This window comes from Streptomyces pristinaespiralis, assembly GCF_001278075.1.
GTDB classification, from domain to species: domain Bacteria; phylum Actinomycetota; class Actinomycetes; order Streptomycetales; family Streptomycetaceae; genus Streptomyces; species Streptomyces pristinaespiralis.
In genome coordinates this window covers 5,170,852-5,196,297 of record NZ_CP011340.1, presented here as the reverse complement: position 1 = coordinate 5,196,297, position 25,446 = coordinate 5,170,852, and the positions used below count along the sequence as shown (strand labels likewise).

Annotated in this window: 25 protein-coding genes and 1 tRNA gene; 13 read left to right on the top strand and 13 right to left on the bottom strand. The window is 71.7% G+C overall.

Annotation, left to right across the window (positions count from 1 at the left end):
• Positions 1-3: 3 nt before the first annotated feature.
• The 5 genes from SPRI_RS22160 to SPRI_RS22140 all read left to right on the top strand — a co-directional run bounded on the left by SPRI_RS22160 (position 4) and on the right by SPRI_RS22140 (position 2,854).
• Positions 4-468: an SRPBCC family protein gene (locus SPRI_RS22160; protein ID WP_005316733.1), complete on the top strand. Its 465-nt coding sequence runs from the start codon at positions 4-6 to the stop codon at positions 466-468.
• A 265-nt stretch (positions 469-733) separates the two neighbouring features.
• Complete coding sequence (locus SPRI_RS22155; protein ID WP_005316731.1) at positions 734-1,135, top strand: hypothetical protein; 402 nt, start codon at positions 734-736, stop codon at positions 1,133-1,135.
• Positions 1,132-1,905 (top strand): hypothetical protein, encoded by a 774-nt coding sequence (locus tag SPRI_RS22150; protein WP_053557214.1) that lies wholly within the window; start codon positions 1,132-1,134, stop codon positions 1,903-1,905. The genes SPRI_RS22155 and SPRI_RS22150 overlap by 4 nt, the downstream gene beginning before the upstream one ends.
• A gap of 37 nt (positions 1,906-1,942) precedes the next feature.
• A complete protein-coding gene (locus tag SPRI_RS22145) occupies positions 1,943-2,371 on the top strand; it encodes a roadblock/LC7 domain-containing protein (protein WP_005316727.1) in 429 nt (142 codons plus the stop codon).
• 111 nt (positions 2,372-2,482) lie between these two features.
• Positions 2,483-2,854 carry a hypothetical protein gene (locus SPRI_RS22140; RefSeq protein WP_005316725.1) on the top strand — a complete coding sequence of 124 codons (372 nt, stop codon included), beginning with the start codon at positions 2,483-2,485 and terminating at the stop codon, positions 2,852-2,854.
• A gap of 8 nt (positions 2,855-2,862) precedes the next feature.
• Here the strand turns inward: SPRI_RS22140 and SPRI_RS22135 are convergent, their stop codons facing one another.
• From SPRI_RS22135 to SPRI_RS22125, 3 genes are all read right to left on the bottom strand, one after another.
• On the bottom strand, positions 2,863-3,426 hold the full coding sequence (locus SPRI_RS22135) for a hypothetical protein (protein ID WP_053557213.1): 564 nt from the start codon (positions 3,424-3,426) through the stop codon (positions 2,863-2,865).
• A 141-nt stretch (positions 3,427-3,567) separates the two neighbouring features.
• Positions 3,568-4,404, bottom strand: a complete 837-nt coding sequence (locus tag SPRI_RS22130; protein ID WP_053557212.1) for a MurR/RpiR family transcriptional regulator — start codon at positions 4,402-4,404, stop codon at positions 3,568-3,570.
• Positions 4,405-4,506: 102 nt separating this feature from the next.
• Entirely contained in the window at positions 4,507-4,911 is a 405-nt protein-coding gene (locus SPRI_RS22125; protein ID WP_005316720.1) for a VOC family protein, read from the bottom strand.
• Positions 4,912-5,062: 151 nt separating this feature from the next.
• Between SPRI_RS22125 and SPRI_RS22120 the strand changes: the two genes are divergently transcribed.
• Entirely contained in the window at positions 5,063-5,482 is a 420-nt protein-coding gene (locus SPRI_RS22120) for a hypothetical protein (protein WP_005316718.1), read from the top strand.
• A gap of 361 nt (positions 5,483-5,843) precedes the next feature.
• Here SPRI_RS22120 and SPRI_RS22115 read toward each other — a convergent pair whose 3' ends face one another.
• Positions 5,844-7,229: a cystathionine beta-synthase gene (locus SPRI_RS22115; RefSeq protein ID WP_053557211.1), complete on the bottom strand. Its 1,386-nt coding sequence runs from the start codon at positions 7,227-7,229 to the stop codon at positions 5,844-5,846.
• A 181-nt stretch (positions 7,230-7,410) separates the two neighbouring features.
• Here SPRI_RS22115 and SPRI_RS22110 point away from each other — a divergent pair, with 181 nt between their 5' ends.
• The 3 genes from SPRI_RS22110 (at position 7,411) to SPRI_RS22100 (ending at position 11,195) form a co-directional block, all read left to right on the top strand.
• Positions 7,411-8,427, top strand: coding sequence for an SGNH/GDSL hydrolase family protein (locus SPRI_RS22110; protein ID WP_053557210.1), 1,017 nt, complete (start codon positions 7,411-7,413; stop codon positions 8,425-8,427).
• A 309-nt stretch (positions 8,428-8,736) separates the two neighbouring features.
• A complete protein-coding gene (locus SPRI_RS22105) occupies positions 8,737-9,957 on the top strand; it encodes an acetyl-CoA C-acetyltransferase (protein ID WP_005316711.1) in 1,221 nt (406 codons plus the stop codon).
• 350 nt (positions 9,958-10,307) lie between these two features.
• Positions 10,308-11,195 (top strand): hypothetical protein, encoded by an 888-nt coding sequence (locus tag SPRI_RS22100; RefSeq protein ID WP_182327952.1) that lies wholly within the window; start codon positions 10,308-10,310, stop codon positions 11,193-11,195.
• A gap of 52 nt (positions 11,196-11,247) precedes the next feature.
• Here SPRI_RS22100 and SPRI_RS22095 read toward each other — a convergent pair whose 3' ends face one another.
• The gene (locus SPRI_RS22095) at positions 11,248-11,571 is read right to left on the bottom strand and encodes a hypothetical protein (protein ID WP_005316708.1); all 324 of its coding nucleotides are present in this window, start codon (positions 11,569-11,571) and stop codon (positions 11,248-11,250) included.
• Positions 11,572-11,669: 98 nt separating this feature from the next.
• Here SPRI_RS22095 and SPRI_RS22090 point away from each other — a divergent pair, with 98 nt between their 5' ends.
• The gene (locus tag SPRI_RS22090; RefSeq protein ID WP_005316705.1) at positions 11,670-11,900 is read left to right on the top strand and encodes a DUF4287 domain-containing protein; all 231 of its coding nucleotides are present in this window, start codon (positions 11,670-11,672) and stop codon (positions 11,898-11,900) included.
• A gap of 86 nt (positions 11,901-11,986) precedes the next feature.
• Here SPRI_RS22090 and SPRI_RS22085 read toward each other — a convergent pair whose 3' ends face one another.
• Both SPRI_RS22085 and SPRI_RS22080 read right to left on the bottom strand, forming a co-directional pair.
• Complete coding sequence (locus SPRI_RS22085) at positions 11,987-12,862, bottom strand: Bax inhibitor-1/YccA family protein (protein WP_005316703.1); 876 nt, start codon at positions 12,860-12,862, stop codon at positions 11,987-11,989.
• A gap of 166 nt (positions 12,863-13,028) precedes the next feature.
• Positions 13,029-13,110: transfer RNA gene (locus SPRI_RS22080), tRNA-Leu, on the bottom strand.
• 365 nt (positions 13,111-13,475) lie between these two features.
• Between SPRI_RS22080 and SPRI_RS22075 the strand changes: the two genes are divergently transcribed.
• Together SPRI_RS22075 and SPRI_RS22070 are read left to right on the top strand one after the other, a co-directional pair.
• The gene (locus SPRI_RS22075) at positions 13,476-14,246 is read left to right on the top strand and encodes an ABC transporter ATP-binding protein (protein ID WP_005316701.1); all 771 of its coding nucleotides are present in this window, start codon (positions 13,476-13,478) and stop codon (positions 14,244-14,246) included.
• Between the two features lie 212 nt (positions 14,247-14,458).
• Positions 14,459-16,996: an ABC transporter permease gene (locus tag SPRI_RS22070; RefSeq protein WP_005316699.1), complete on the top strand. Its 2,538-nt coding sequence runs from the start codon at positions 14,459-14,461 to the stop codon at positions 16,994-16,996.
• A 90-nt stretch (positions 16,997-17,086) separates the two neighbouring features.
• Here SPRI_RS22070 and SPRI_RS22065 read toward each other — a convergent pair whose 3' ends face one another.
• A complete protein-coding gene (locus SPRI_RS22065) occupies positions 17,087-18,376 on the bottom strand; it encodes an SAM-dependent methyltransferase (protein ID WP_037774473.1) in 1,290 nt (429 codons plus the stop codon).
• A 267-nt stretch (positions 18,377-18,643) separates the two neighbouring features.
• A complete protein-coding gene (locus SPRI_RS22060) occupies positions 18,644-20,023 on the bottom strand; it encodes an NAD(P)/FAD-dependent oxidoreductase (protein WP_078535325.1) in 1,380 nt (459 codons plus the stop codon).
• Between the two features lie 502 nt (positions 20,024-20,525).
• Here SPRI_RS22060 and SPRI_RS22055 point away from each other — a divergent pair.
• Positions 20,526-21,326, top strand: coding sequence for a VOC family protein (locus tag SPRI_RS22055; protein ID WP_005316694.1), 801 nt, complete (start codon positions 20,526-20,528; stop codon positions 21,324-21,326).
• A 7-nt stretch (positions 21,327-21,333) separates the two neighbouring features.
• Here the strand turns inward: SPRI_RS22055 and SPRI_RS22050 are convergent, their stop codons facing one another.
• The 4 genes from SPRI_RS22050 to eno all read right to left on the bottom strand — a co-directional run bounded on the left by SPRI_RS22050 (position 21,334) and on the right by eno (position 24,760).
• Complete coding sequence (locus SPRI_RS22050; protein ID WP_005316692.1) at positions 21,334-22,275, bottom strand: Ppx/GppA phosphatase family protein; 942 nt, start codon at positions 22,273-22,275, stop codon at positions 21,334-21,336.
• Positions 22,276-22,295: 20 nt separating this feature from the next.
• A complete protein-coding gene (locus SPRI_RS22045; protein ID WP_037774469.1) occupies positions 22,296-22,826 on the bottom strand; it encodes a DUF501 domain-containing protein in 531 nt (176 codons plus the stop codon).
• 56 nt (positions 22,827-22,882) lie between these two features.
• Complete coding sequence (locus SPRI_RS22040; protein ID WP_037774468.1) at positions 22,883-23,365, bottom strand: FtsB family cell division protein; 483 nt, start codon at positions 23,363-23,365, stop codon at positions 22,883-22,885.
• A 102-nt stretch (positions 23,366-23,467) separates the two neighbouring features.
• Positions 23,468-24,760: a phosphopyruvate hydratase gene (eno, locus tag SPRI_RS22035; RefSeq protein ID WP_037774467.1), complete on the bottom strand. Its 1,293-nt coding sequence runs from the start codon at positions 24,758-24,760 to the stop codon at positions 23,468-23,470.
• Positions 24,761-25,446 lie beyond the last annotated feature (686 nt).

Here is a 25,446-nt window from a genome sequence, read left to right as displayed (position 1 = left end):
CCCATGGCTACCAGCAGCGTCGTCGTCGAGCGTCTGATCCTCGCGCCGCCCGGTCCGGTGTGGCAGGCCCTGACCGACATCCGGGGCTGGGAGCGCACGCTCAGCGGCGTGGAGCGGATCGAGGTGCTGACCGAGGGCGACTTCGGCGTCGGCACCCGTTGGCGGGAGACCCGGCGGATGCTGGGCAAGGAGGCCACCGAGGAGATGCGCGTGACGGCCTGCGAGCCGCCCGAGCGCTATGTGGTGGAGGCCGATTCCCAAGGCACTCACTACGTCTCCGAGTTCAGCCTGCTCACCGCGGGCCCTGAGGCGACGACCGTCCGGCTGACGTTCCGCGCCGAGCCGTCCGGCGGCTTCACGGGACTGCTCGCCAAGGTCTTCGGCAAGCTCGGCGCCAGGGCCGTCCGCCGGGCGATCGCGAGGGACCTCGACGACGTCGCCGCCGCGGTGGAGCACCGCGGCCGCTGACGGGGCGGCGCACCGCGCCCACCCGCCCCGCGGTCACCACCCTGCACGGGACCGCCCTGCGCTGCCCTGCGGCTGTCCGCGGTGCCGTCATGGAGCTGCCCGCGCTGCGCGGGCGGGCACGGACAGGGAGGGAGCGGACTTTATCGGGCACGCGCATGTTCCGCTGGAAAATGCCAGAAGTCACCCCAGCAGGTGGCACGTTGCGTAACCTCTCCGTCACTGCCGCGTTCGTGCGCGGCACACCGAGGCGGGGAGGGGAGTCCGCGTGCCCGGAATCGACGAGTGTCTGCTGCAGGCCATGGTGGTGCCCGGGGCCCGGGGGGCCGCGATCGTGGACTGGACCAGCGGGCTCGCCCTCGGCAGCGTCGGAGAGACCCCCGGCGGTGACCACGAGGCGACCGCGGCGGAGACGGCGGAACTGGCCAGGATGGCCGCCGAATACCCGACCTTCGCGCCCGACGAGGAAGCGGCGCCGGACGGCGCCAAGGGCTTACCCGTCGAGGACCTCATCGTCACCACACGCACCGGCTACCACGTGGTGCGGTTCGTGGAGACCACCTTCGACAGCAGTGTGTTCCTGCATCTCTGGCTCGACCGGGAGACCGGGAATCTGGCGCTCGCCCGGCTGCGCCTCGCGGACCTCGCAGAGCGGCTGGTCCTCGGATGACCGCAGCGCCCACGGCCGTCTCCCCCATGCTCCTCAGGCTGGCGGAGGAGCGGGCCACCGGCGTCCTCGTCCGTGACCACGGCGCGCTCTACCTCGCCGAGGGGCAGGTCGTCCACGCGGAGAGCCCGGCCGCGCCCGGCATCGAGGTGCTGCTGACCGCCGGCGGCCGACTGGCCCCCGAGGGCTGGCAGGAGGCCGTGGCCAGGGCGGGCGCCCGCCGCGAGGTGGCGCGCTTCCTCGTCGACAGCGGACAGGTCACCGGCGGCGAGATGGAGATCTGCCACCTGGGCGCCCTCCACGACGCGGCGTTCTTCGCCCTGGCCCCCGGCAGCGGGCCGACCCGGTTCCGCTACGGCGTCGCCCACTGGATGGGCGCCGTGCGTCCCGTGCCCGCCGTGGTGGTCGCCCGGGAGGCACGCCGGCGGCGCGGGCTCCTCGACTCCGTGTGGCCGCACTCCGAGGTGGACGCCGCGCCCGTGCGGTGCCGCCCGCCCGGCCACGGCGCGAGCGCCACCCCCCGGCAGCGGGCGCTGCTGGAGCTCGCGGACGGTGTGCGCACCCCGTCCGCGATCGCCCGGGCGGTCGGGCGGCCCGCCTTCAACACCCTGCTCGAAGTACGGCGGATGGCCGCCGCGGGGCTCGTCGAGACACCGGCGGACCCTGCCGCACCCGATCCGGCCCCGCTGCCCGCCTGGGTCGCCGATTTCGCCGACGACCCGGACATCGCCCTGCTACGCCGGCTCCGCGACGCTCTGGAGGCAAGCCTGTGACACACCGCACGACCCACCGGGCCCTGCGCACCCCGTCATGAGGCGCGCCCTGAGGCTGCGCGCCGAGAGGAGACAGCTCATGACGGCCGAGACCGAGGTGCTCGGTGAACTCAAGAGGCTGCGGGCCCGTGTGCCGCAGCTGACCGGCGGGCTCGCCGCGAGCGTCGACGGCCTGGTGCTGGCGGCGGACACGGAGGAGGCGGAGAGCGTCGCCGCGCTCACCGCCGCCGCGCTCGGAGTCGCGCTGCGGCTGACCGAGGCCACCGGGCAGGGCGGCTTCAAGGAGCTGCTCGTCCGGGGCGAGGCGGGCTACGTCGCCACCTACGCGGCCGGCTCGTCGGCCGTGCTCACCGTCCTTGCCGAGCCACGCATCAACGTGGGCCGGCTCCATCTCGAGGCCCGTCGTGCCGGCGCCCGTATCGGGGCGCTGGTGGACGCCGCCCTCGAACGAGCGGAGAACGCCTGACACATGGCCGCCACCCCCGGAGAACCAGCACCCGCACGAGCCCCTCGCACCACCCGATCCACCCGCACCACCGCGAGAACAACCAACCGACGGAAGGAAAGTGCGCCTGCCATGGCCAACACCGAAACAGCGCTGAAGGAAGCCATCACCATCGAGGGCGCCCTCGGCGCCGCACTCGTCGACTACACCAGCGGCATGGCGCTGGGCACCGTCGGCGGCGGCAAGGACCTCGACCTCACCGTCGCCGCCGCAGGGAACACGGACGTGGTCCGTTCCAAGGTCCGCACGATGGAGCACCTGGGCCTCAAGGACGAGATCGAGGACATCCTCATCACCCTCGGCACGCAGTACCACCTGATCCGCCTGATGAAGGGCCGCGGCTCCACCGGCCTGTTCCTCTACCTGGCGCTGGACAAGGAGCGCGCGAACCTTGCGATGGCCCGCCACCAGCTGAAGAAGATCGAGGCCGAACTGGACGTCTGAGCCGTCCCTCAGCGCCGGCGCCGCGCCCCTCCGGGCGCGGCGTCGCCGGCGGCGATGCCCGTCGTACGGAAGCCCTTGGCCCGCTTGCCGACCGGCCCCTCGGCCAGCCGGTCCGTACGCAGCCACAGCAGCGTCTCCGCCGCCTGCTCGCGCCGGCCCAGCCACACGGCCTTGAGCCACAGGCCGGCCCCCGCACCGGCGAGCACCGCACCGCCCGCGGCCGGCAGTACGAGGGAGCTCGCCACGGCGGCCAGGAAGGCGAGCAGCAGCCACCAGCGCCGCGACCGCCGCACCACGCGCAGCGTCACGCGGCGGTCCTGGAGGACGTCGTGCCGTCCGGCGCGGGTCGCGCAGTCCGCGAAGTGCGTGTACCGGCGGCGGCGTACGAGCGCGACCACGGCGGCGGTGACCAGGAACAGCGCGGCCCCCGCCAGGACCCCGATGCGGCGGCCGGTGAGTCCGGGCAGCAGCAGCCCGGTGCCGGCGGCCACGACCCCCAGCCACCACAGGGGCGCCGCCCCGGCTCTCACGACCACCGCCACCCGCGCCAGCGACTGCGTCCCGCGCCCCACGTCCGTGCTCCCTCCGGCAGATCCGATCCGTGGGCGCGGAGGTTAGCGGCCGTACATGAGTGTCGTCTGAGAAACAGCGTCAGAAAGTGGTCCCGCACCGCCGGAAAGCGGTCAGGTCCCGCTCGCTCGTCGGGTGCCCGCTCACTCCGCGAACAGACCGCGCTCCGCCGCCTGCACGTCGAAGTCCTCCAGGCGCGCCTGCGCGTCCGGCAGACCGTCGCACATGGCTTCCAGCAGGACCCTCCCGAGCAGCATCGGCGCGCACGCGGTGTCGAAGGCCAGTCCGGTGCCGACGGCGGCCGGGATCAGCAGATCGCTGTGGGCCGCGACCGGGGCGAACGCCGAGTCGGCGACCGTCACCACCGTCAGACCCGCGGAGCGGGCGTACGCCAGGGCCTCCACGACCTCCTTGGGGTGGCGCGGCAGGGCGAAGCACAGCAGGGCGCTCGCGCCCGCGCGCCGCGCCGCGTCGATCCGGTCGAGGAGCATCGAACCGCCCTCGTCGAGGAGCCGTACGTCCGGGTGCACCTTGGCCGCGAAGTAGGCGAAGCCCCTGGCCTGCGACGACGCGGCGCGCAGGCCCAGTACCGGCAGCGGCCGTGACGCGGCCAGCAGCCGGCCGGCCCGCTCCACGGGCGCCGGCTCCGCGAGCATGGCGGCCAGGTGCCGCAGATTCTCGATCTCGGCCTGCACCGCCTGCTGGTACTCGTTGTACGCGTCGCCGCCGTCGGGTGTCTCCGGCGGGACGACCTCACGCAGATGCCTTCTCAGCGCGGGATAGCCGTCGAAACCGAGCGCGACGGCGAAGCGGGTCACGGACGGCTGGCTGACGCCGGCCAGCTCCGCGAGCTCCACGCTGGACAGGAACGGCACGTCCGCGGCGCGGCGGACCATGCAGTGCGCGATGCGACGCTGGGTGGGGGTGAGCCGGTGCCCCTCGAACAGCTGCTGCAGTCGTGCGGCAGGGCTGTCGCTCATGCCATCCCCCTCGTCCGGCCCGCTCGTCGGTCGTCCTATTCACTCACCATGAACTCTGCATGACGATATGCAGCCCGGGCAAGGTGAGGCGCACGGGGCGGTTCAGGACGCGGGCCGCGGCTCCATGAACTCCAGCCGGTTGCCGACGTTGTCGTAGGCGTAGAAACGGTCGTGGCCGGGGAATTCGCCGTCCCACGTCACCTCGTGTCCGCACTCCTCCAGCCGCTCGGCGAGGGCGCGCAGCGAACGGACGAGGATGCCGGGGTGCGCCTTGCGGGCGGGTGCGAAGTCCTGCTCGACGCCGAGGTGGACCTCGAGGCCGCCGCCGCGGAACCAGCAGCCGCCGCGGGCGGCCAGCACGGGGGGCTTCTCGAGCTCGGTCATGCCCAGCACGTCACCCCAGAAGCGGCGGCAGAGGTCCTCCGTGCCCGGTGGGACGGCCAGCTGGACGTGGTGCAGGCCGCCGAGGACGTACCCGGCGGTCGGTGCGGTGCTCTCTGTGCTCATGGTCGTCTCCCCCTGTGAACCGGCCCCGGCCCTACGGCAGTCGGCCCGCACATGCTGTCACAGCGGGACGGCCGCTTCCCGTTGTCCCCGGGGTGAAGAGGGGGGCTAGCCCCAATGACCCGGCGGTCCGCCCGGCCGTAGCTTCGGTCCCATGGAAGCCCGCGACCCTGAGCTCAAGAAGGAGCTCGACGCCACCCTCCACGCCCGGCGCGACCTGGGCGAGGAGTACGACTCCGCGCTCGTCGAATCCTTCCTGGAGAAGGTCGAGGAGCGGCTCGACACCACGGTCGAGCGCCGTGTCAGGCGGCAGCTGGCCGAGGAGCGGACGACCGCCGCCCGCAGCCCCGGCCGGCAGCGCTCCGCCGGCAATTTCGGGGAGCGTTTCGGCTTCGGCATCATCACGATGGTCCTCGCCATCCCGCTCTCCGCGATCGGCGTCGCCAACGCCGACCTGCCCGGTCTGGTCGTCACCTGGCTCGGCATCGTCGGAGTGAACGTGGCCCACGCCGCCCACGCGTGGCCGTGGCAGCAGCGCAAGGCGGGAAGGACCGGTTCCGACTGGGAGGACTGAGCGGCCGTCACCGCGACGGCACCCGTGCCGACGGGCCGGTGGCCGGCCCGCCGGCAGGGGCGGAGGCTGTGCGCGGGGACCGCCGCACCCCCTGCCCGGAGGCCGGGGGGCGGGACGACGGCGGTCCCCGCGAGGGACACGGGCCGGGTCAGGACCGGTTCTCCGTGTCCGGGGCGTCCTGGAGTCCGGGAGCCGCTCCGGAAGTCCGCTGACGCCGCCAGTGGTGCCGGCCGGGGCACCTGCCCGGTCTCCCTGCCGACATCCACCAATGTGCCGTACGCGTGTTAAGCGGGTGCTGCGCGGACGTGACGCGCTCGTACCGATTGCGCGACAGAAGCCCGCAAAGGGCTTCCGCGACGGGCTACTTGGCGCCCTTGGCGAGGAACGCCAGCAGGTCCTGACGGCTCACCACGCCCGTGGGCTTGCCCTCGACCAGCACGATCGCCGCGTCCGCCGTCCCGAGCACCGACATCAGGTCGCCGACCGGTTCGCCGGAGCCGACCTGCGGCAGCGGGGCGGACATGTGCTTCTCCAGCGGGTCGCCGAGCGACGCGCGCTGGGTGAACAGGGCGTCCAGCAGCTCGCGTTCGACGACGGAACCGATGACCTCCGCCGCCATCACGTCCGGGTGGCCGGCGCCGGGCTTGACGATCGGCATCTGGGAGACGCCGTACTCGCGCAGCACCTCGATGGCCTGGCCGACGGTCTCCTCCGGGTGCATGTGCACCAGGCTGGGGATGCCGCCGTGCTCCTTGTCGCGCAGCACGTCGCCGACGTTCGCGACGCCCTCGCCCTCCAGGAAGCCGTAGTCGGCCATCCACTCGTCGTTGAAGATCTTGCTCAGGTAGCCGCGGCCGCTGTCCGGCAGCAGGACGACGACGATGTCGTCGGGGCCGAGCCGCTCGGCGACGCGCAGCGCGGCGACGACCGCCATGCCGCAGGAGCCGCCCACCAGCAGGCCCTCCTCCTTGGCGAGCCGGCGCGTCATCTGGAAGGAGTCCTTGTCGGACACGGCGACGATCTCGTCGGTCACGGTCCGGTCGTACGCGGAGGGCCAGAAGTCCTCGCCGACGCCCTCGACGAGATACGGACGGCCGGAGCCGCCGGAGTAGACGGAACCCTCGGGGTCCGCGCCGACGATCTTGACCTTGCCGTCACTGACCTCCTTCAGGTACCGCCCGGTGCCGGAGATCGTGCCGCCCGTGCCGACGCCCGCGACGAAGTGGGTGATCCGCCCGTCCGTCTGGTCCCACAGCTCGGGACCGGTGGTCTCGTAGTGCGAACGCGGGTTGTTCGGGTTGGAGTACTGGTCGGGCTTCCAGGCTCCCGGCGTCTCGCGCACCAGCCGGTCGGAGACGTTGTAGTACGAGTCCGGGTGCTCGGGGTCGACGGCCGTGGGGCACACGACGACCTCGGCACCGTAGGCGCGCAGCACATTGATCTTGTCCGTGGACACCTTGTCGGGGCAGACGAAGATGCACTTGTAGCCCTTCTGCTGGGCCACGATGGCAAGGCCGACGCCGGTGTTGCCGCTCGTCGGCTCGACGATCGTGCCGCCGGGCTCGAGCGCGCCGCTCTCCTCCGCCGCCTCGATCATCCGCAGCGCGATCCGGTCCTTCACCGACCCGCCGGGGTTGAAGTACTCGACCTTGGCCAGGACGGTCGCCGAAATGCCTGCGGTCACGCTGTTCAGCTTCACCAGCGGGGTGTCGCCGACAAGGCTGATCATCGAATTGTGGATACGCACAATGTTCTCCGGGGTCTCCGTGATGGTTCGCCCAGCGTAAGCGGGCGGCCGCGGGATTGGGCGACGGTCGCTACGGGGCAGTTAGCTCATGTACGGCGACGAAGCCTGCGAGGGCCGCAGCACACGAGGCTGCGGCCCCGGTGGGTTGCGAGGAGGTGGCACGACTGTGTCGAGAGCGAGGGTGGCGCGGCGCATCGCGGCCGGCGCGGCATACGGCGGGGGCAGCATCGGGCTGCTCGGGGCGGCGGCGGTGGGCCTGGTGCTGGCCGAGGTCCAGCTGGCCAAACGCACGGTCGGCGGGGGCCGGGCACCCATCCCTCCGCGCGGCGACGGTCTCTACGGGCTGGCCTTCGGCCGGGAGAACCCGCTGCATCTCGGCGTCATCGGCGACTCGACCGCGGCCGGCCAGGGTGTGCGCAGGGCGGGCCAGACTCCCGGGGCGCTGCTGGCGTCCGGACTGGCGGCGGTGGCGGAACGGCCGGTGGAGGTCCGCAACATCGCGCTGCCCGGGGCGCGGTCCGACGACCTCGAGCGGCAGGTGACGCAGCTGCTCGCGGACCGGTCACGGACCCCGGACGTCTGCGTGATCATGATCGGCGCGAACGACGTCACGCACCGGATGCCGCCGACGGAGTCCGTCCGCTACCTGGCCGCTGCCGTACGCAGACTGCGGACGGCCGGCGCGGAGGTCGTCGTCGGCACGTGTCCCGACCTCGGGACGATCGAGCCGGTCTACCAGCCGCTGCGCTGGATGGCCCGCCGCGTGAGCCGTCAGCTGGCCGCCGCCCAGACGATCGTGGTCGTCGAGCAGGGCGGGCGGACGGTCTCGCTGGGCGACCTGCTCGGCCCCGAGTTCGCGGCGAACCCGCGGGAGATGTTCGGGGTGGACAGCTACCACCCGTCGGCGGAGGGCTACGCGACGGCGGCCATGGCGATGCTGCCGACGCTGTGCGCGGTGCTCGGCCTGTGGCCGGAGACCGACGTGCTGGACGCCGACCGGGACGAGGACATGCTGCCGGTGGCCCGGGCGGCCGCGACGGCCGCGTCCGAGGCGGGCACGGAGGTCACGGGCGCCCGCGCGCCCTGGGCCCTGCTCAAGCACCGCCGTCGCAGGCGCCTGCCTCCCGCCGCGGAGACGGTGTCCCCCGCCACCACCCACGCGGAGCCGGCGAGGGGCCACGCGGGCCCCACGTCCTGAGGGACGGGCGCCTGGACCGCCGTACGCGCCGTCAGCGCGGTACGGCGGGTCCAGGCGTACCCGCTCGGCGAGGGCGGCACGGCCCGGCCCGCCGCGCGCGCTGCCGGCCGTGCCGGTCCGGCGGGGCCGAATCCGGGCGGGGCGCCGGTTTCAGAGCCGTCCCGGGCGGGGAAGGGCAAGCCGGGAGGGGGCATAAGCAAGCGCCCGCTTAGAAAAGAGGCCCGCATCACACCTTCCGCACAGTGACCCGCGCGGTACGTACGGGTAACTTCCCAACCAGCCCTTCCGTCTTCCCCTCATGGAGCCGTGATGCCCGAAGCCGTGATCGTCTCTGCTGCCCGTTCCCCGATCGGCCGGGCCTTCAAGGGCTCGCTCAAGGACGTCCGCCCGGACGACCTGACCGCCGAGATCATCAAGGCCGCGCTCGCCAAGGTGCCCGAGCTCGACCCGCGCGACATCGACGACCTGATGCTCGGCTGCGGCCTGCCCGGCGGCGAGCAGGGCAACAACCTGGGCCGCATCGTGGCCGTGCAGATGGGGATGGACCACCTCCCCGGCTGCACCGTCACCCGTTACTGCTCCTCCTCGCTCCAGACCTCCCGGATGGCGCTGCACGCCATCAAGGCCGGCGAGGGCGACGTCTTCATCTCGGCGGGTGTCGAGATGGTGTCCCGCTTCGTGAAGGGCAACTCCGACAGCCTGCCGGACACGCACAACCCGTTCTTCGCCGAGGCCGAGGCCCGCACGGCCGCCGTCGCGGAGACCGAGGGCTCCACGTGGCACGACCCGCGCGAGGACGGCCTCGTACCGGACGCGTACATCGCGATGGGGCAGACCGCCGAGAACCTGGCCCGCCTCAAGGGCATCACCCGCCAGGACATGGACGAGTTCGGTGTCCGCTCGCAGAACCTCGCCGAGGAAGCCATCAAGAACGGCTTCTGGGAGCGCGAGATCACCCCGGTGACGACCCCCGACGGCACGGTCGTCAGCAAGGACGACGGCCCCCGCGCCGGCGTAACGCTGGAGGGCGTCCAGGGCCTCAAGCCCGTCTTCCGCCCCGACGGCCTGGTCACCGCGGCCAACTGCTGCCCGCTCAACGACGGCGCCGCCGCGCTCGTCATCATGAGCGACACCAAGGCCCGCGAGCTCGGCCTCACGCCGCTCGCCCGGATCGTCTCCACCGGCGTCTCCGGCCTGTCCCCCGAGATCATGGGCCTCGGCCCGGTCGAGGCGTCCAAGCAGGCCCTGCAGCGCGCCGGCCTGACCACCTCGGACATCGACCTGGTCGAGATCAACGAGGCGTTCGCCGCGCAGGTCATCCCCTCGTACCGCGACCTGGGCTTCGACCTGGACAAGGTCAACGTCAACGGCGGCGCGATCGCGGTCGGCCACCCCTTCGGCATGACCGGCGCGCGGATCACGGGCACGCTGATCAACAGCCTCCAGTTCCACGACAAGCAGTTCGGCCTCGAGACGATGTGCGTGGGCGGCGGCCAGGGCATGGCGATGGTCATCGAGCGGCTGAGCTGAGCCGGAGCGGAGGGTAGGGGTCGCCCGAGGAACGAGGGCGGCACCTGCCCGCAGCGGTGGCGAAGCGAACGCGACCGACAAATGCGAGCGGCTGAGCCGAGCCTGGCCCGGTCCGGGCCAGGAGCGGGGCCGCCGTGGATCTCAGTTCGTGACTGAATCTCCCCCAGGATGTGACCTATCTCCTGGGGGAGACCCCTTTTTGCAGGTCAGGGCAGATCCACCGGTGAACGCCGGGCCCAAAGTCCTGTCCAATTGGTGACGTAATGCACTGACAGAGTGCGCGGGTTCATCGCAAGCTGATGTAGAAGTCGGGGGATCCGATTGAAACCGGGAGTAAGTCAGTGAGCGCCATGTCTCTTGCCCTGCTGCTGACCACGGCCGCCGCCACGGCCGTGGGCGCCGCTGCCCTGCACGCCGCCCACGGGCTCCGTAAGCAGGTGGCCGCCCTTCGCAGCGAGCTCGCCGAGGTGTCCGGGCCCGCCCGTACCGCCTCCGTACCCCAGGCCCGCACCAGCGAAGCCGCCGAGATACGCGCGGCCGTCGCAGAGGCGCTCGCCGAGGAGCGGGAGCGTGAGCTGGCCGAGGCGCGGGCCTTCTGGGCGGCGCAGGAGGCTCGTGACGCGGCGGACGCCTCCGCCCGCTACTCCGGCGAGGGTTCCGGCTCCGCGTCCGGCTCCGCGCTCGGTGGTCTGTCGGGCATCGGCGACGAGTTCCCGCCGTTCTACGTACCGCGCCAGGCCGACTTCGTGGGTCTCGAGTCGATGGGCCTCGAGTCGACGGATCTGGAGTCGCTGGATCTGGACGGCGTCGACGGGTTCGACGAGATGGCGGACCTTCCCGAGGTCACCGAGTTCGCCGAGGACTCCCCCGAGCTGGCCGCCGCCCGGCGCCGGCACCCTTCCCACCCCGATTTCGTGCCGGTCCAGACGCCTGTCGTCACCGACCATGAGCGCACCGTGTCGAAGCTCGAGGAGCTGGCGGAGACCGGCGTCGAGCTGGCCGACGTCCGCCCCGGCCCGCTGGGCACCCTGGACGTGTACGTCTTCGCCGACGGCACGACCCTGTGCATGACCCCGGGCCACCGGGAGACCGCGGAACGCCTCGCCGACGCGCTGCGTGCGGGCACCGCCCCGGTGCTGCTGGGCGGTTCCGGTGTGTCGGGCGCGTACGCCCTGACGTTCTCCTGCGGCGACGAGAGCGTGTACATCCTCGCCGACCGTGTGATCGCCTCCCACTGAGGCCCGCCGCTACGCGTGCCCGCCCCCGGGGTCCGGGGGCGCCGCCTGAGGGCTACAGGCCCGAGCGGCCGGCGGCGGACCGCACCAGCGCGGTCGCCTCGTCCATTTCCCTTGACGCGTCCGGTGCCGACCGAAGCGCTTCGGCCAGATCCTGAGCGGCCACCATCAGCTGGTCCGCGACCGCGAACACCCCCGCGTCGGGCATGATCCTCGGCTCCCGCCCGGGCTCCTCGATCCGTTGCGCCCTGTTCGCGAGTTCCCTGGCCAGAGCCAGTGCCTCCGCCGCCGCACCCCGCTGGAGCCGGCTCTGCGGCGCGGCCCGCAGACGGTCCGCGAAGCGGTCCGCCGTGGCGATCAGTCCCGTGGTATCAAGCACGCCGCGACCCTACGCGCCCTCCCGGGACTGTTGCCAATACGCGCACGCTCAGGCACGGTGGCGTGAAGAGCACACGCGCAATGCGTCCGGAGGCGCCGATGTCCCAAGTCTTCTCCGAAGAGACCCACCGAAATCTGCTCTCCCGAATCCCCGAGTGCACCGGTCGTGACATCTCCGACTGGCTCCGCACCGTCGACGAAGGGCCGTCCCTCTTCAACTTCGAGGAGAAGGTCAGCTGGCTCCGGGGCGAACACAACCTCGCGTACGGACATGCGAAAGCGATCATCCACGAGTACGACCTGAGGCGGGCCGCGCGCAAGCTGCTCTAGTGGCCTCAGGTGCCGCACACGAGGAAGGGCCCGCAGGCAGTGCCTGCGGGCCCTTCGTGCGACCGGTGGCCCGGCCGCCGCGCCGACTAGTCGTCGCCGCTGAAGATCGCCACCAGACGCAGCATCTCCAGGTAGATCCACACCAGTGTCACGGTCAGGCCGAAGGCGGCCAGCCAGGACTCCTGGCGCGGCGCGCCGTAGGTGATTCCGTCCTCGATCTCCTTGAAGTTCAGAGTGAGGAAGAAGCAGCCGATCAGGATGGCCAGGATGCCGACGATCACGCCGAGCGGCCCGAAGCTGCGCAGACCGCCGTCGTCGGCGACGCCGAAGACCACGAGCAGCAGGTTCACCGCCATGACGGCGATGAAGGCGATCGCGATGGTCATGCCGACGCGGGCGTACCGCGCGGTGACCCGGATCCAGCGCTGCTTGTACACGAACAGCATGGCGCCGGTGACGGCCATGGTGCCGAGCACCGCCTGGAAGGGCGCGCCGTCCCAGCGGCTGTTGTACATCTCGCTGATCACGCCGAGGAAGATGCCCTCGAAGGCGGCGTAGCTCAGGATCAGCGCGGGCGACGGGGTGCGCTTGAAGGACTGGACGATCGCGAGGACGAAGGCCACGAGGGCCGAGCCGATGGCGATGCCGTAGCTGCTGGGCGAGACCGGCAGGACGGCCCAGGCGAGGACCGCGCCGAGAACCACGGTGCCCAGCGTCATGCCGGTGCGCGTGACGACGTCGTCCATCGTCATGGCGTCCGTACGGACGGGCGCCGGGGCGTCGTACTGGGTGTCCGCCGGGGCGTAGGGGTTGGTCGCGTAAGGGTTGCCGGCGCCCTGTGCGTAGGGGTTGGTTCCTACGGCGGGGCCCCCGGCCTGCGGCTGCTGCTGCGCGTTGAAGCCGGCGTAGCCGTTGTCGCGGCTGAACCCCCGTCGCGAGAAGACCGGGTTGCTGCTCCTCATCTCACTCCTCCTTGGCCACCGTGCGCGGCCTAGATGTCAAGAGTAATGCGGAAGCAAAGCGAACACTCTAGTGCTCGGGGAGGATCTTTCCGGGATCGTGACAGAGGAGCGCGGCACGGGGCTCCCACGGAGGGTCGGGCGGGTGCCGGGCGGTGGGGCGTCGAGGTGCCCGGAGCCGGACTTGAACCGGCACGCCCCGAGGGGCAGCGAGGTTTAAGCTCGCCGTGTCTGCATTCCACCACCCGGGCGTGGCGCGAGGGCTCCGCGTTGGCACCCGAGCCTATCGGTGCAGATCGTCCCGCCATCGGGGCCATGGCCCGATCTTGACTTGTCCCATTGGCTCCTGAGGGAGCGTCAGGCCAGGTCGGGGTGTGTTCGCACCCCCCTCGAACCGCCTGTGGCAGCCGCCCCGGTCCCCCGGGAATGACGTAAAAGCGCCCTCCGCCACCCCCGTCGCCTCTCAGGGGCGCCGTCATCCCCAAGGAGGAGGAACGGGCGGGCCGGTCCGACCGGAGAGGGCCCTTGGAACGGGCACCGGGACTGACGATTCGCGGCGCCGGCGCGGACAGGATGGTGTGGTCAGCACGGCACACCCCCGACAGGAGTTCCCCTCGTGACCACCACCCCCATCGCTCACCGCGCCACCGCAGTGGCCGCCCGCGCCACGGACCTGTCCAAGGTGTACGGACAGGGCGAGACCCAGGTGGTCGCGCTGAACCATGTGAGCGTCGACTTCCGGCAGGCCGAGTTCACCGCGATCATGGGCCCGTCCGGCTCCGGCAAGTCGACGCTGATGCACTGCGTCGCCGGTCTGGACTCCTTCAGCTCGGGTTCCGTGCGCATCGGTGAGATTGAGCTCGGCAGCCTGAAGGACAAGCAGCTGACGCAGCTGCGCCGCGACAAGATCGGCTTCATCTTCCAGGCCTTCAACCTGCTGCCGACGCTGACCGCGCTGGAGAACATCACGCTGCCGATGGACATCGCGGGCCGCAAGCCCGACCGGGAGTGGCTGGAGCGGGTCATTGACATGGTGGGCCTGCGCGACCGGCTCGGCCACCGGCCGACCCAGCTCTCGGGCGGCCAGCAGCAGCGCGTGGCCGTCGCCCGTGCCCTCGCCTCCCGGCCGGAGATCATCTTCGGTGACGAGCCGACCGGAAACCTCGACTCGCGTTCCGGCGCGGAGGTCCTCGGCTTCCTGCGCAACTCGGTGCGCGAGCTCGGCCAGACCGTGGTCATGGTGACCCACGACCCGGTGGCCGCCTCCTACGCCGACCGGGTGATCTTCCTGGCGGACGGCGCGATCGTCGACGAGATGCTGAGCCCCACCGCCGACGGCGTCCTCGACCGGATGAAGGCCTTCGACGCCAAGGGCCGCACGAGCTGACGTCACCGGGCCCTTCCCGGCCCGTCTCCCCGCCCGGGGCCGGCGCGCCCGCCCCGGCGGCTGTCTCGGCACGCCCCGGCGCCCCTGGCGGCCGCGCAGCCCGCGCCCCCGCCCCGCGCGCCCCCTCAAGACCTCACCTGTCACCGCCCGGCCCCCGGCCGGCCCCGCCGGGCCGCCCGCAGGACGCCGGTGCCCGTTCCCAGGACACCCACATGTTCCGTACCGCCCTGCGCAATGTGCTCGCGCACAAGGCCAGGCTGTTGATGACCGTGCTCGCCGTGATGCTCGGCGTGGCCTTCGTCTCCGGCACCCTGGTCTTCACCGACACCCTCGGCAACGCCTACCGCAACCAGTCCGCCAAGAGCTACGACAACGTCGCGGTCGCCGTGACGACCTACATCGACCCGAGCGAGGCGACGAAGGACGCCGGTATCGACGAGAAGACCCTGGAGAGGATCCGGGGCGTCGACGGTGTGGCCACCGCCGCCGGCCGGGTCTCCGGTTTCGCCGGCGTCGCCGACCAGGACGGCAAGCTCATCGGCAACGGCTGGTCCAACACCGGCGCGAACTTCGCCCCGGGCAAGGACGGCAAGGACGCCGCGTACACCTTCACCGACGGTGCGGGGCCGCGCGAGGACGGCGAGATCGCCCTCGACAAGGACTCCGCCGCCAAGGGCGGGTACAAGGTCGGCGACACCGTGCGGGTGGCCACCAACGGGCCGGTGAAGGAGTACACCCTCGCCGGTGTCTTCTCCACCGAGGACGGCGCGGTGAACGCGGGCGGCAGCCTGGTCCTCTTCGACACCGCCGTGGCGCAGCGGCTGTACCTGCAGCCCGGCTACTTCTCGGACGTCACCGTGACCGCCGAGGCCGGCGCCTCGGACACGAAGATCCTGGCGGCCGTGAAACCGCTGCTGCCCGAGGACTCCGAGGCGCAGACCGGCCAGGAGCTGGCCGACGAGCAGGCGAGGCAGATCGAGAGCGGTCTGTCGAACATGAACACGATGCTGCTCGCGTTCGCGGCCATCGCCCTGTTCGTCGGCGTCTTCCTGATCGCCAACACCTTCACCATGCTGGTCGCCCAGCGCACCAGGGAGCTGGCGCTGATGCGCGCCGTCGGCGCCTCCCGCCGGCAGGTCAAGCGCTCGGTGATCCTCGAGGCGCTGGTCGTCGGGGCCGTCGCCTCGGTGGTCGGCTTCGTGCTGGGCCTCGGCCTGGCGACGGGTCTGCGGTCGGCGATGAGCACCTTCGGCGCCAAGGTCCCCGCGGGACCGCTGGTCGTCTCGCCCACCGCGGTGGCCGCCGCCCTGGCCGTCGGTGTGCTGATCACGGTGCTGGCGGCCTGGCTGCCCGCCCGCCGGGCCGCGAAGATCCCGCCGGTGGCGGCGATGAGCAGCGTGCACGCGGTCGCGACGACCAGGTCGCTGGTGCTGCGGAACACCATCGGCGGTGTGATCACCCTGCTCGGCGCGGCCGCGATCGTCGCCGGTGCGGCGGCCGGTTCTGACGGCCGGATGATCATCGGAGGCGGCGCGTTCCTGGCGCTGGTCGGCATCATCGTCCTGATCCCGCTGCTGTCCCGCCCGGTGATCGCGCTGGTGCGGCCGCTGCTGCACCGCGTCTTCGGGGTGTCGGGCAAGCTCGCCGGGCAGAACGCGGTGCGCAACCCGCGCCGTACGGGTGCCACCGCCTCCGCGCTGGCGATCGGCCTCACCCTGGTCACCGGGATCTCGGTGCTCGGCGCCACGATGGGCCGCGCCGTCGACCAGATGACCACGGACAACATCAGGGCCGACTACATGGTCTCGATGGCGGGCGGCGGCGCGCTGGACAAGTCGGCGCTCGACGCGATCGAGAAGGCGAAGGGCATCAGCGCCGTCTCCCCGCAGCAGGCGTCCTCGATGGAGATCAAGGGCAAGTGGCACTCGGCGTCCGCGGTCACCCCGGGCGACGTGGAGAAGGTCTTCGACCTGGAGACGGTCTCCGGCTCGCTGGCCACGCTCGGCAAGGGGCAGATCGCGGTCGACGACGACACCGCCAGGTCGAACGGCTGGAAGACCGGTGACACCCTGCCTGCCGAGTTCGGCCAGGAGGGCAAGAAGGAGACCAAGAACCTGACGGTCGGCGCCGTCTACAAGGGCAACGAGTTCCTGTCCCCGATCCTGGTCGCCACCGACGTCGTCGCCCCCTACGAGCCGAAGCCGTACATCCCCGAGGTCTGGGTGACGATGGACGGCGGCGCGAGCGCGGCGAACGAGCAGGCGCTGGTCGACGCGCTGGGAGACAACCCGGCGATGAGCATCATGGACCAGCAGGACATCCGGAACATGTTCGGCGGGTTCATCAACACGGCGCTGAACATCATGTACGGGCTGCTGGCGATGGCCCTGATCATCGCGGTGCTCGGCGTCATCAACACCCTGGCGATGTCCGTCTTCGAGCGTCAGCAGGAGATCGGCATGCTGCGGGCGATCGGCCTCGACCGCGGCAAGGTGAAGCGGATGATCCGGCTGGAGGCCGTGGTGATCTCGGTCTTCGGCGCGGTGGTCGGCATCGGTCTCGGCTCGTTCCTCGCCTGGGCCATCGGCGAGACGATCCGCAAGGAGATCCCCGGCTATGTGCTGGTCATGCCGTGGGACCGGATCGCGATCTTCCTGCTGCTGGCGGGTGTGGTCGGTGTGCTGGCCGCGATGTGGCCGGCCCGGAGCGCGGCGAAGCTGAACATGCTGACCGCGATCAAGACGGAGTAGCGGTTCCCGGGGCAGGGCCCCGTGGGCGTGCGCACCGCACGCCCACGGGGCCCTGCGTCGTTCGTGCGCCGGGCGCCGGTCGCCGGTCGCTCAGCGCCAGTCGGGGTTCCGCAGCGGCACTCCCGAGCTGCCGCTGTCGGGGGTCCGCACCGCGAGGATCTGGTTGACGCCGATCCTGTTGCGCTCGAACGAGACCGCGGAGGCGGCCATGTAGAGCCGCCACACCCGGGCCCGGCCGGCCGTCGTGGCCCGCGCGGCCTCGGGCCACGCCTTCTCGAGGCCGGCGACCCAGGCGCGCAGGGTGCGGGCGTAGTGCTCACGCAGGGCATGGACGTCCCGGACCTCGAAGCCCGCGTCCTCCAGGGTGGCGACGGTCCGGCCGAGGGGCGCGAGCTCCCCGTCGGGGAAGACGTACCGGTCGATGAACTCGTCCACCCGGTAGGCGGATTCGTCCTTCTCCGGGCGGCGGGCGATCTGGTGGTTGAGCAGCCGTCCACCCGGTACGAGGAGCGAGAACAGCTGGTCGGCGTACTCGCGGTAGCGGACCCGGCCGACGTGTTCGGCCATGCCGATGGACGAAATGGCGTCGTACGGACCGTCCCTGACGTCCCGGTAGTCCTGGACCCGGATCTCGATCCGGTCGGTCAGACCCTCGTCGGCGATGCGCTTGCGGGCGTAGAGGGCCTGCTCGCGGGAGAGTGTCACGCCGGTGACCCGGGCGCCGTACTCGCGGGCGGCGTGGACGGCCATGGAACCCCAGCCGCAGCCCACGTCGAGGAGCCGGTCGCCCTCCTTCAGGCCGAGCTTGCGGCAGACCAGGTCGAGCTTGGCGCGCTGGGCCTCCTCCAGGGTGCCCGCCTCGTCCCAGTAGGCGCACGAGTAGACCATGGAGGGCCCGAGCACGAGCTCGTAGAAGTCGTTGCCGACGTCGTAGTGGTGGCTGATGGCCTCCTTGTCGCGCCGCTTGGTGTGCAGCGGGCCCGTGCGGCGGCGCACCTCCTCCGCGGGCGGGGCCGGCGGAGGCAGCGGCCCGCCGAGCTTCAGCAGACCGAGGGCGGCCGCCCGCAGCCTCGGGTCACGCGCGGCGCGCAGGGCGCTCCCCCGCCCGTCGCCGCGTTCCCAGAAGATCCCGGCGAGCAGGTCCAGCGCCTCGTACAGGTCGCCGTCGACGTCGACCTCCCCGGCGACCCAGGCCCGGGCGAGCCCCAGCTCGCCCGGGCGCCACAACAGCCGCCGCAGGGCGCGCCGGTGGCGTACGACGAGGGTGGGCGCGCCCGGCGGCCCGGCTTCGCTGCCGTCCCAGGCGCGGACGCGGACCGGGAGCGGCGCCCCCAGCAGTTCCTCGGCGAGAGTGGTCAGCCGCAGTGCGGCATCGGCCATGGCGCACACCTCCGTGACGGTGGTTCCCACGAACGCCCCGCCAGCCCCGCACCGCGGGTCTGCACGGTTCGGTTCCCTCAACAACGTGACCACCGTGTGTGCTTCCCCGCGCTACGCAATGCACAGGCAAAAAGGCCGGGAACGGCACCTGGTCGGAGTCGGCCGCGCGCGGACCCCGGCGCCGGGCAGCTCCAGGGCATGCGGGAACGCCGAAGGGGCCGCCCGCACCACGGATGGCGGGCGGCCCCTTCGGGGACAGCGGTACGACTAGGAGGCCTTGGCCTTCTCGGCCTCCGGCTTGGCGACGGCCGGAGCCGGCTTGGCCGCCTCGTAGAACTCCTCGCGGGGGCTCTCCATCGCGCCGAGGGAGACGACCTCGCGCTTGAGGAACATCGCCAGCGTCCAGTCGGCGAACACGCGGATCTTGCGGTTCCAGGTCGGCATGGCCATGCCGTGGTAGCCACGGTGCATGTACCAGGCGAGCCGGCCCTTGAGCTTGATCTTCATCTTGCCCATGACGATCATCGCGACGCCCTTGTGCAGGCCGAGACCGGCGACCGCACCCTTGTTCGCGTGCTCGTAGTCCTTCTGCGGGAAGCCGCGCATCCCGGAGATGACGTTGTCGCCGAGGACCTTGGCCTGGCGCAGCGCGTGCTGGGCGTTCGGCGGGCACCAGGCGTTCTCGACACCGGCCTTGCGGGCGGCCATGTCCGGGACCTGGGCGTTGTCGCCGGCGGCCCAGATGTAGTCGGTGCCCTGGACCTGGAGCTTCTCGCTGCAGTCCACGTGGCCGCGGGGGCCGAGCGGCAGGCCGTAGCGGGCCAGCGCCGGGTTCGGCTTCACACCGGCGGTCCACACGATGGTGTTGGAGTCGACCTCGAGGCCGTTCTTCAGCACCACGTGGCCGTCGACGCAGGAGTCCATCGAGGTGGAGAGGTAGATCTCGACCCCACGGCCCTCGAGGTGCTCCTTGCCGTACTTGCCCAGCTTCGGGCCGACCTCGGGAAGGATCTTGTCAGCGGCGTCGACGAGGATGAAACGCATGTCCTCGCGCTTGACGTTGCTGTAGTACTTCGCCGCGTCACGGGCCAGGTCCTCGACCTCGCCTATGGTCTCGGCGCCGGCGAAGCCGCCGCCGACGAAGACGAAGGTCAGCGCCTTGCGGCGGACGTCCTCGTCGGTCGTCGAGTCGGCCTTGTCCAGCTGCTCGAGCACGTGGTTGCGCAGGCCGATGGCCTCTTCGATGCCCTTCATGCCGATGCCCTGCTCGGCGAGGCCGGGGATCGGGAAGGTACGGGAGATCGCGCCGAGGGCGATCACCAGGTAGTCGAAGGGCAGCTCGTACGCCTCGCCGACGAGCGGCGAGACCGTCGCGACCTTGCGGTCCTGGTCGATGGTCGTGACCCGACCGGTGAGAACCTCAGCCTTGGGCAGCACGCGTCGCAACGGGACGACGACATGCCGAGGCGAGATGCTGCCGGCAGCAGCTTCGGGGAGGAAGGGCTGGTACGTCATGTACGACCGCGGGTCGACGACCGTGACGGTCGCCTCGCCGTAGCGCATCTTCTTGAGAATGCGCCGAGCTGCGTACAGGCCTACGTACCCACCGCCTACAACGAGGATCCTGGGACGCTCCGTGGTGCTCATGCCATCGAGTATCCACCCCCCTCGGAGGGGACGCTCGTGAGCCCCTTCACAAGGTCTCCCCTCCACTCTGCTACACTCCGCCGCCCACGTGACCCAGGTCATGGTTCCCAGGGGGAACCACGGGGCCTCTGGGGACGTTGATCACCCCTCTGAGCTGGCCCCTAGGGCTGTGGGGCCGCTGGACCGCCACCCCTTGCCCTCTGGGGGCACGGTCGGCCGCCCGCCTTCGAATGTGCCCGTCCGGGGCCAACAGGCGCCCACAAAGGGCCTCCAGAAGCCTCCAGAGGCCCGTCAGGACGCTTTTCCTTGTGAAGAACTTCACGAACTTTCTCGCGAGCACCCTTCCAGGACGGCCCGACAGCCCCTTTAAGGACACCCCGGGGGCGTACCGACACCTTCGGACGGCGGCCGGAGCGTCGTCGCGCGGGGGCCCGCCCGCGGTGCCAGGCTGAGGCGCAGACCCCCGGAGAGAACCGGGGAGGTCCCGGAGAAAGGGAATCGCGTGATCACCACTGACTTCGTGTCCGGCTCCCCCTGCTGGCTCGACCTCGGCGCCTCCGACATCGACGCGGCGGCCGCCTTCTACGGCGCCGTGTTCGGCTGGCAGGCCCAGGCGTTCGACCAGGAGACGAGCAGCTACAAGTCCTTCCGGCTCGACGGCAAGGTGGTGGGAGCGGTCGGGCAGCTCACCGAGGAGGGCGCCCGCCCGGCCTGGACGGTCTACTTCCACACGTCCGACATCGACTCCACCGTCAAGACGGTCGAGCAGGCCGGCGGCTCGGTGCGCACCCCGCCCTCCGAGGTGTCGGACGAAGGGCGGTTCGCCCAGCTCACCGACCCGCAGGGGGCCCAGTTCGCGGTCTGGCAGCCCGGCTCGTACCCGGGCCTCGAGCTGGCCGACGCCCCGGGCAGCCTCGGCTGGGTGGAGCTCTACACCACCGACTCGACCGCCGCGCAGACCTTCTACGGCACCGTCTTCGGCTGGTCCGGGCAGGACATGGAACTCCCCGGGGGCGGCGGCACGTACACGATGGTCACGCCGAAGGACCAGCCGGCCGAGCGGATGTTCGGGGGCATCATGGCCGTCCCGCAGTTGTTCTCGTCGGGCGACAACCGGCCTTACTGGCACCCCGTCTTCGGCACCGCGGACTGCGACGCCACGGTCGCCCTCGTGCGGGAGAAGGGCGGCTCGGTCTCGATGGGCCCCGACGACGCGGAGGGCGTCGGCCGGCTGGCGGTGTGCAACGACCCGGCCGGAGCGGAGTTCGTCGTCCTCACCCCGTCCCCGGCCCCCACGTTCTGACGCGAGGTCAGCCGGCCGTACCGGCGGCGACGCTGTACGCGATGCCGTCCAGGATGTCGTGCTCGCTGACGACCACCTCGCGGGCCCCGGTCCGCCGCATGACCGTGAGCAGCACGAGCGCCCCGGCCGCGATCACGTCGACGCGGCCGGGGTGCATCACGCCGATCGCCGCGCGCTCGTCGTGCGTCGAGTTCAGCAGCATGGTGGTGACCTCCTCGACCTGCTCGTAGGAGATCCGCGAGTGGTGGATGGCCTCGGAGTCGTACTCCTCGAGGCCGAGCGCGATGCCCGCGACCGTGGTCACGGAGCCGGCGAGCCCGACCAGGGTGTGCGCCTGCCGGATGGGCACCGTCTTCTCGACCTCGTCGAGCGCGGCCTCGATGTCCGCGGTGATCGCGGCGATCTGCTCCGGCGTCGCCGGGCTGCTCGGCGCGTGCCGTTCGGTCATCCGTACGCAGCCGATGTCGACGGACCGGGCGGCACCGGCGTGCTCCTCGCCCACCACGAACTCGGTGGAGCCGCCGCCGATGTCGACGACCAGATAGGGGCGGGCGACGTCCGAGCGGCCGTCGAGGGAGTTCGTCGCGCCGGTGAAGGAGAACTCGGCCTCCTGGTCACCGGTGATCACCTCCGGCTCCACGCCGAGGATGTCGAGCACGCCGGCGACGAACTCGTCGCGGTTCTCCGCGTCGCGCGAGGCGGACGTGGCGACGAAGCGGACGCGGCGGGCGCCGTGTTCCTCGATGGCGGCGGCGTACTCACGGCAGGCGTCGAACGTCCGCTTCAGCGCCTCGGGGGCGAGCCGGCCGGTGCGGTCGACGTCCTGGCCCAGCCGGACGATGGTCATCCGGCGGTCGAGGTCGACGAGCTTCCCGGTGGCCGGGTCGACGTCGGCGACCAGGAGCCGGATGGAGTTGGTGCCACAGTCGATGGCGGCGACGCGGGTCATGTCGGCGATCTCCTCGGTGATCAGGCTTCGGGCGTCACGCAGGGCGACACGCACGGCCCCTTGGCCCACCACTCCGGCAGCATCGCGATGGCCTCGTCGCCCAGCGGGTTCACGCCGGGGCCGGCCGCCAGCGAGTGGCCGACCAGCACGTGCAGGCACTTCACCCGGTCCGGCATGCCGCCGGCGCTCGGGAAGCCCTCCAGCACCTCGATGGCGTCACGGCGGCGGATGTAGTCCTCGTGCGCCGCCCGGTACGCGGCGGCGAGTTCGGGATCGGTCGCCAGGCGCTCGGTCATCTCCTTCATGACGCCGTTCGCCTCGAGCGTGCCGATCGCGGAAGCCGCCCGCGGGCACGTCAGGTAGTACAGCGTCGGGAAGGGGGTGCCGTCGGGGAGCCGCGGGGCGGTCTCGACGACGTCGGGCTGCCCGCAGGGGCAGCGGTGCGCGATCGCGCGCAGACCGCGCGGGGGGCGGCCGAGCTGCTCCTGGAACGCGGCGATGTCCGCGTCGGTGGGCTCGGTGGGTTCGGTGGTGGGAGGAGGGGTTTCCATGCCTGCCTTGTTCGCTGACTTACCTGTACTGCGGGGGCTTACCTGTGCGGCGCCGCTTACCCGGCCCCGGGGCCGTCGGCGTTGTCCACGCCGTTCCATACGTTCGAGTACCAGGGCCGGTCGGCCGCGCCGCCCTCTTCGTGCTGCTGCTCCGCGGCCTTCGGGTCGATCATGGTGTATCCCGTCTCCCCCGGCATGACGTAGTGCAGATGCTCGCGGGCCAGGCGCCGGACGTACATGTCGTCCTTCAGGCGCGCCTTCTCGTCCTTGAGCTGCTCGACGCTCGTACGGGCCTCGTCCATCAGCCGTTCCTGCTCGGCGATCTCGGCCCGCTGCGAGACGTACTGACGCATCGGGTAGGCGAGCGCGACGACCAAACCGCAGACGACGAGGGCGAGGAAGGCCGCGCGTCCGGTGAGGCGGGAGCGGCGGGCCTGGCGGCGGTTCTGGGACCGGTAGACACGGGCGGCGGTCTGCTCGCCGAGCAGCCGCAGCCTGGTCGCGGTGGAGAACCGGTCCGCGTCCGGCGTGCGTGCCATTCCTCTCGCCTCCCCTTCACGCGCGTACGTCCCCGGACACGGTACGGGACCGCGGCCGGGGACGTACGTACGACAGGGCGTCAGCCGGCGAACCGGCGACGATCAGCCCTCGTACTTGAACCGCGGGAACGCGCTGCGGCCCGCGTACACCGCGGCGTCGTCGAGGATCTCCTCGATGCGCAGCAGCTGGTTGTACTTGGCGACGCGCTCGGAGCGGGCCGGGGCGCCGGTCTTGATCTGGCCGCAGTTGGTGGCGACGGCGAGGTCGGCGATGGTGACGTCCTCGGTCTCGCCGGAGCGGTGGGACATCATGCACTTGAAGCCGTTGCGCTGGGCGAGCTCGACGGCGTCGAGGGTCTCGGTCAGCGAACCGATCTGGTTGACCTTCACGAGCAGGGCGTTCGCGGCGCCCTCGTCGATGCCGCGGGCCAGACGCTCGGGGTTGGTGACGAACAGGTCGTCGCCGACGAGCTGCACCTTGGCGCCGAGCTTCTCGGTGATGGTCTGCCAGCCGGCCCAGTCGTCCTCGAACAGCGGGTCCTCGATGGAGACCAGCGGGTAGGAGTCGACGAGCTCCGCGTAGTACTCGGTCATCTCGGCGGCCGAGCGGGCCTTGCCCTCGAACTCGTAACTGCCGTCCTTGTAGAACTCGGACGCGGCGACGTCGAGCGCGAGCGCGATGTCCTTGCCCGGGGCGTAGCCGGCCTCCTTGATGGCCTCGAGGATGAGGTCCAGGGCGGCGCGGTTGGAGTCGAGGTTCGGCGCGAAGCCGCCCTCGTCGCCGAGACCGGTGGACAGGCCCTTCTGCTTCAGGACCTTCTTGAGGGTGTGGTAGACCTCGGTGCCCCAACGAAGAGCCTCGGAGAAGGACTCGGCGCCGATCGGCGCGATCATGAACTCCTGGATGTCCACGTTGGAGTCGGCGTGCGAGCCGCCGTTCAGGATGTTCATCATCGGAACGGGCAGCAGGTGCGCGTTCGGACCGCCCAGGTAGCGGAAGAGCGGCAGGTCCGAGGCCTCGGAGGCGGCGTGCGCCACGGCGAGCGAGACGCCGAGGATGGCGTTGGCGCCGAGGGAGGACTTGTCCGGGGTGGCGTCCAGGTCGAACATCGCCTGGTCGATCAGCCGCTGCTCGGTGGCGTCGTAACCGACGAGCTCCGGGCCGATCTGCTCGATGACGGCGAGGACGGCCTTCTCGACACCCTTGCCCTGGTAGCGGTTCTGGTCACCGTCGCGAAGCTCGAGAGCCTCGAACGCACCGGTGGAGGCGCCGGACGGAACTGCAGCACGACCCGTGCTGCCGTCGTCGAGGCCAACCTCGACCTCGACCGTGGGGTTACCTCGGGAGTCCAGGATTTCCCGGGCTACGACGACGTCGATGGACGGCACGAGCATCTCCTTCTGGGATGTGACGCGAGAAAAAGTGCAGAGGTCTGCTTGGCCTTGCGGCAAGAGCCTAACCGCCTCGGGGGCAAAGGCCGGCCGATGCCCGCCCCCTGGGACGAAAAAGGGCATCAAGCCTCCCGCTGCCGGACAAACGGGGTCGGATCTACCTGCGGGTAACCCCGCGGGGCGCTCCGCGGCACCCGCGTTGGCGGCCGGTTCGCCGCGTCAGCGCGGAGCGCTCGCCGCTCCCGGCGCGGGCGTTTCGGGGTCGGCGCGAAGCACTCGCCACCTCCGGCCCGCCGGCGTTGCGGACAGGGCCCCGGCCCGGCGGGGACGGGTCGCCGCCGGGTCAGCGGGCGGGTCGCCGCGTCGGTGCGGAGCACCGGCCGCCGATGCGTGAGCGGTGGGGGCAGGGCCCCCGGCCCCGCGGGGCCCGCTCGCCGCGTCAGCGCGAAGCGCTCACCGCCTCCGGCGTGTCAGCGGTGGGGGCAGCCCCAGGCCGGCGTGCAGGTCACCTCTTTCGGAACGAAGTGGCCCCCGCGCGAGTGGGTCGCCGCTCCCGGCACGAAGCAGTCCCCGTGTCGGCGCGAAGCGCTCGGCGCTCCGGCGGGGACGGGTCACCGCGTAGGCGAAGCGCTTGCCACCTTCGGCGCGCCGCCTGTGAGGGCGGGCCCCGGCCCGGCGCGAGCAGTCGC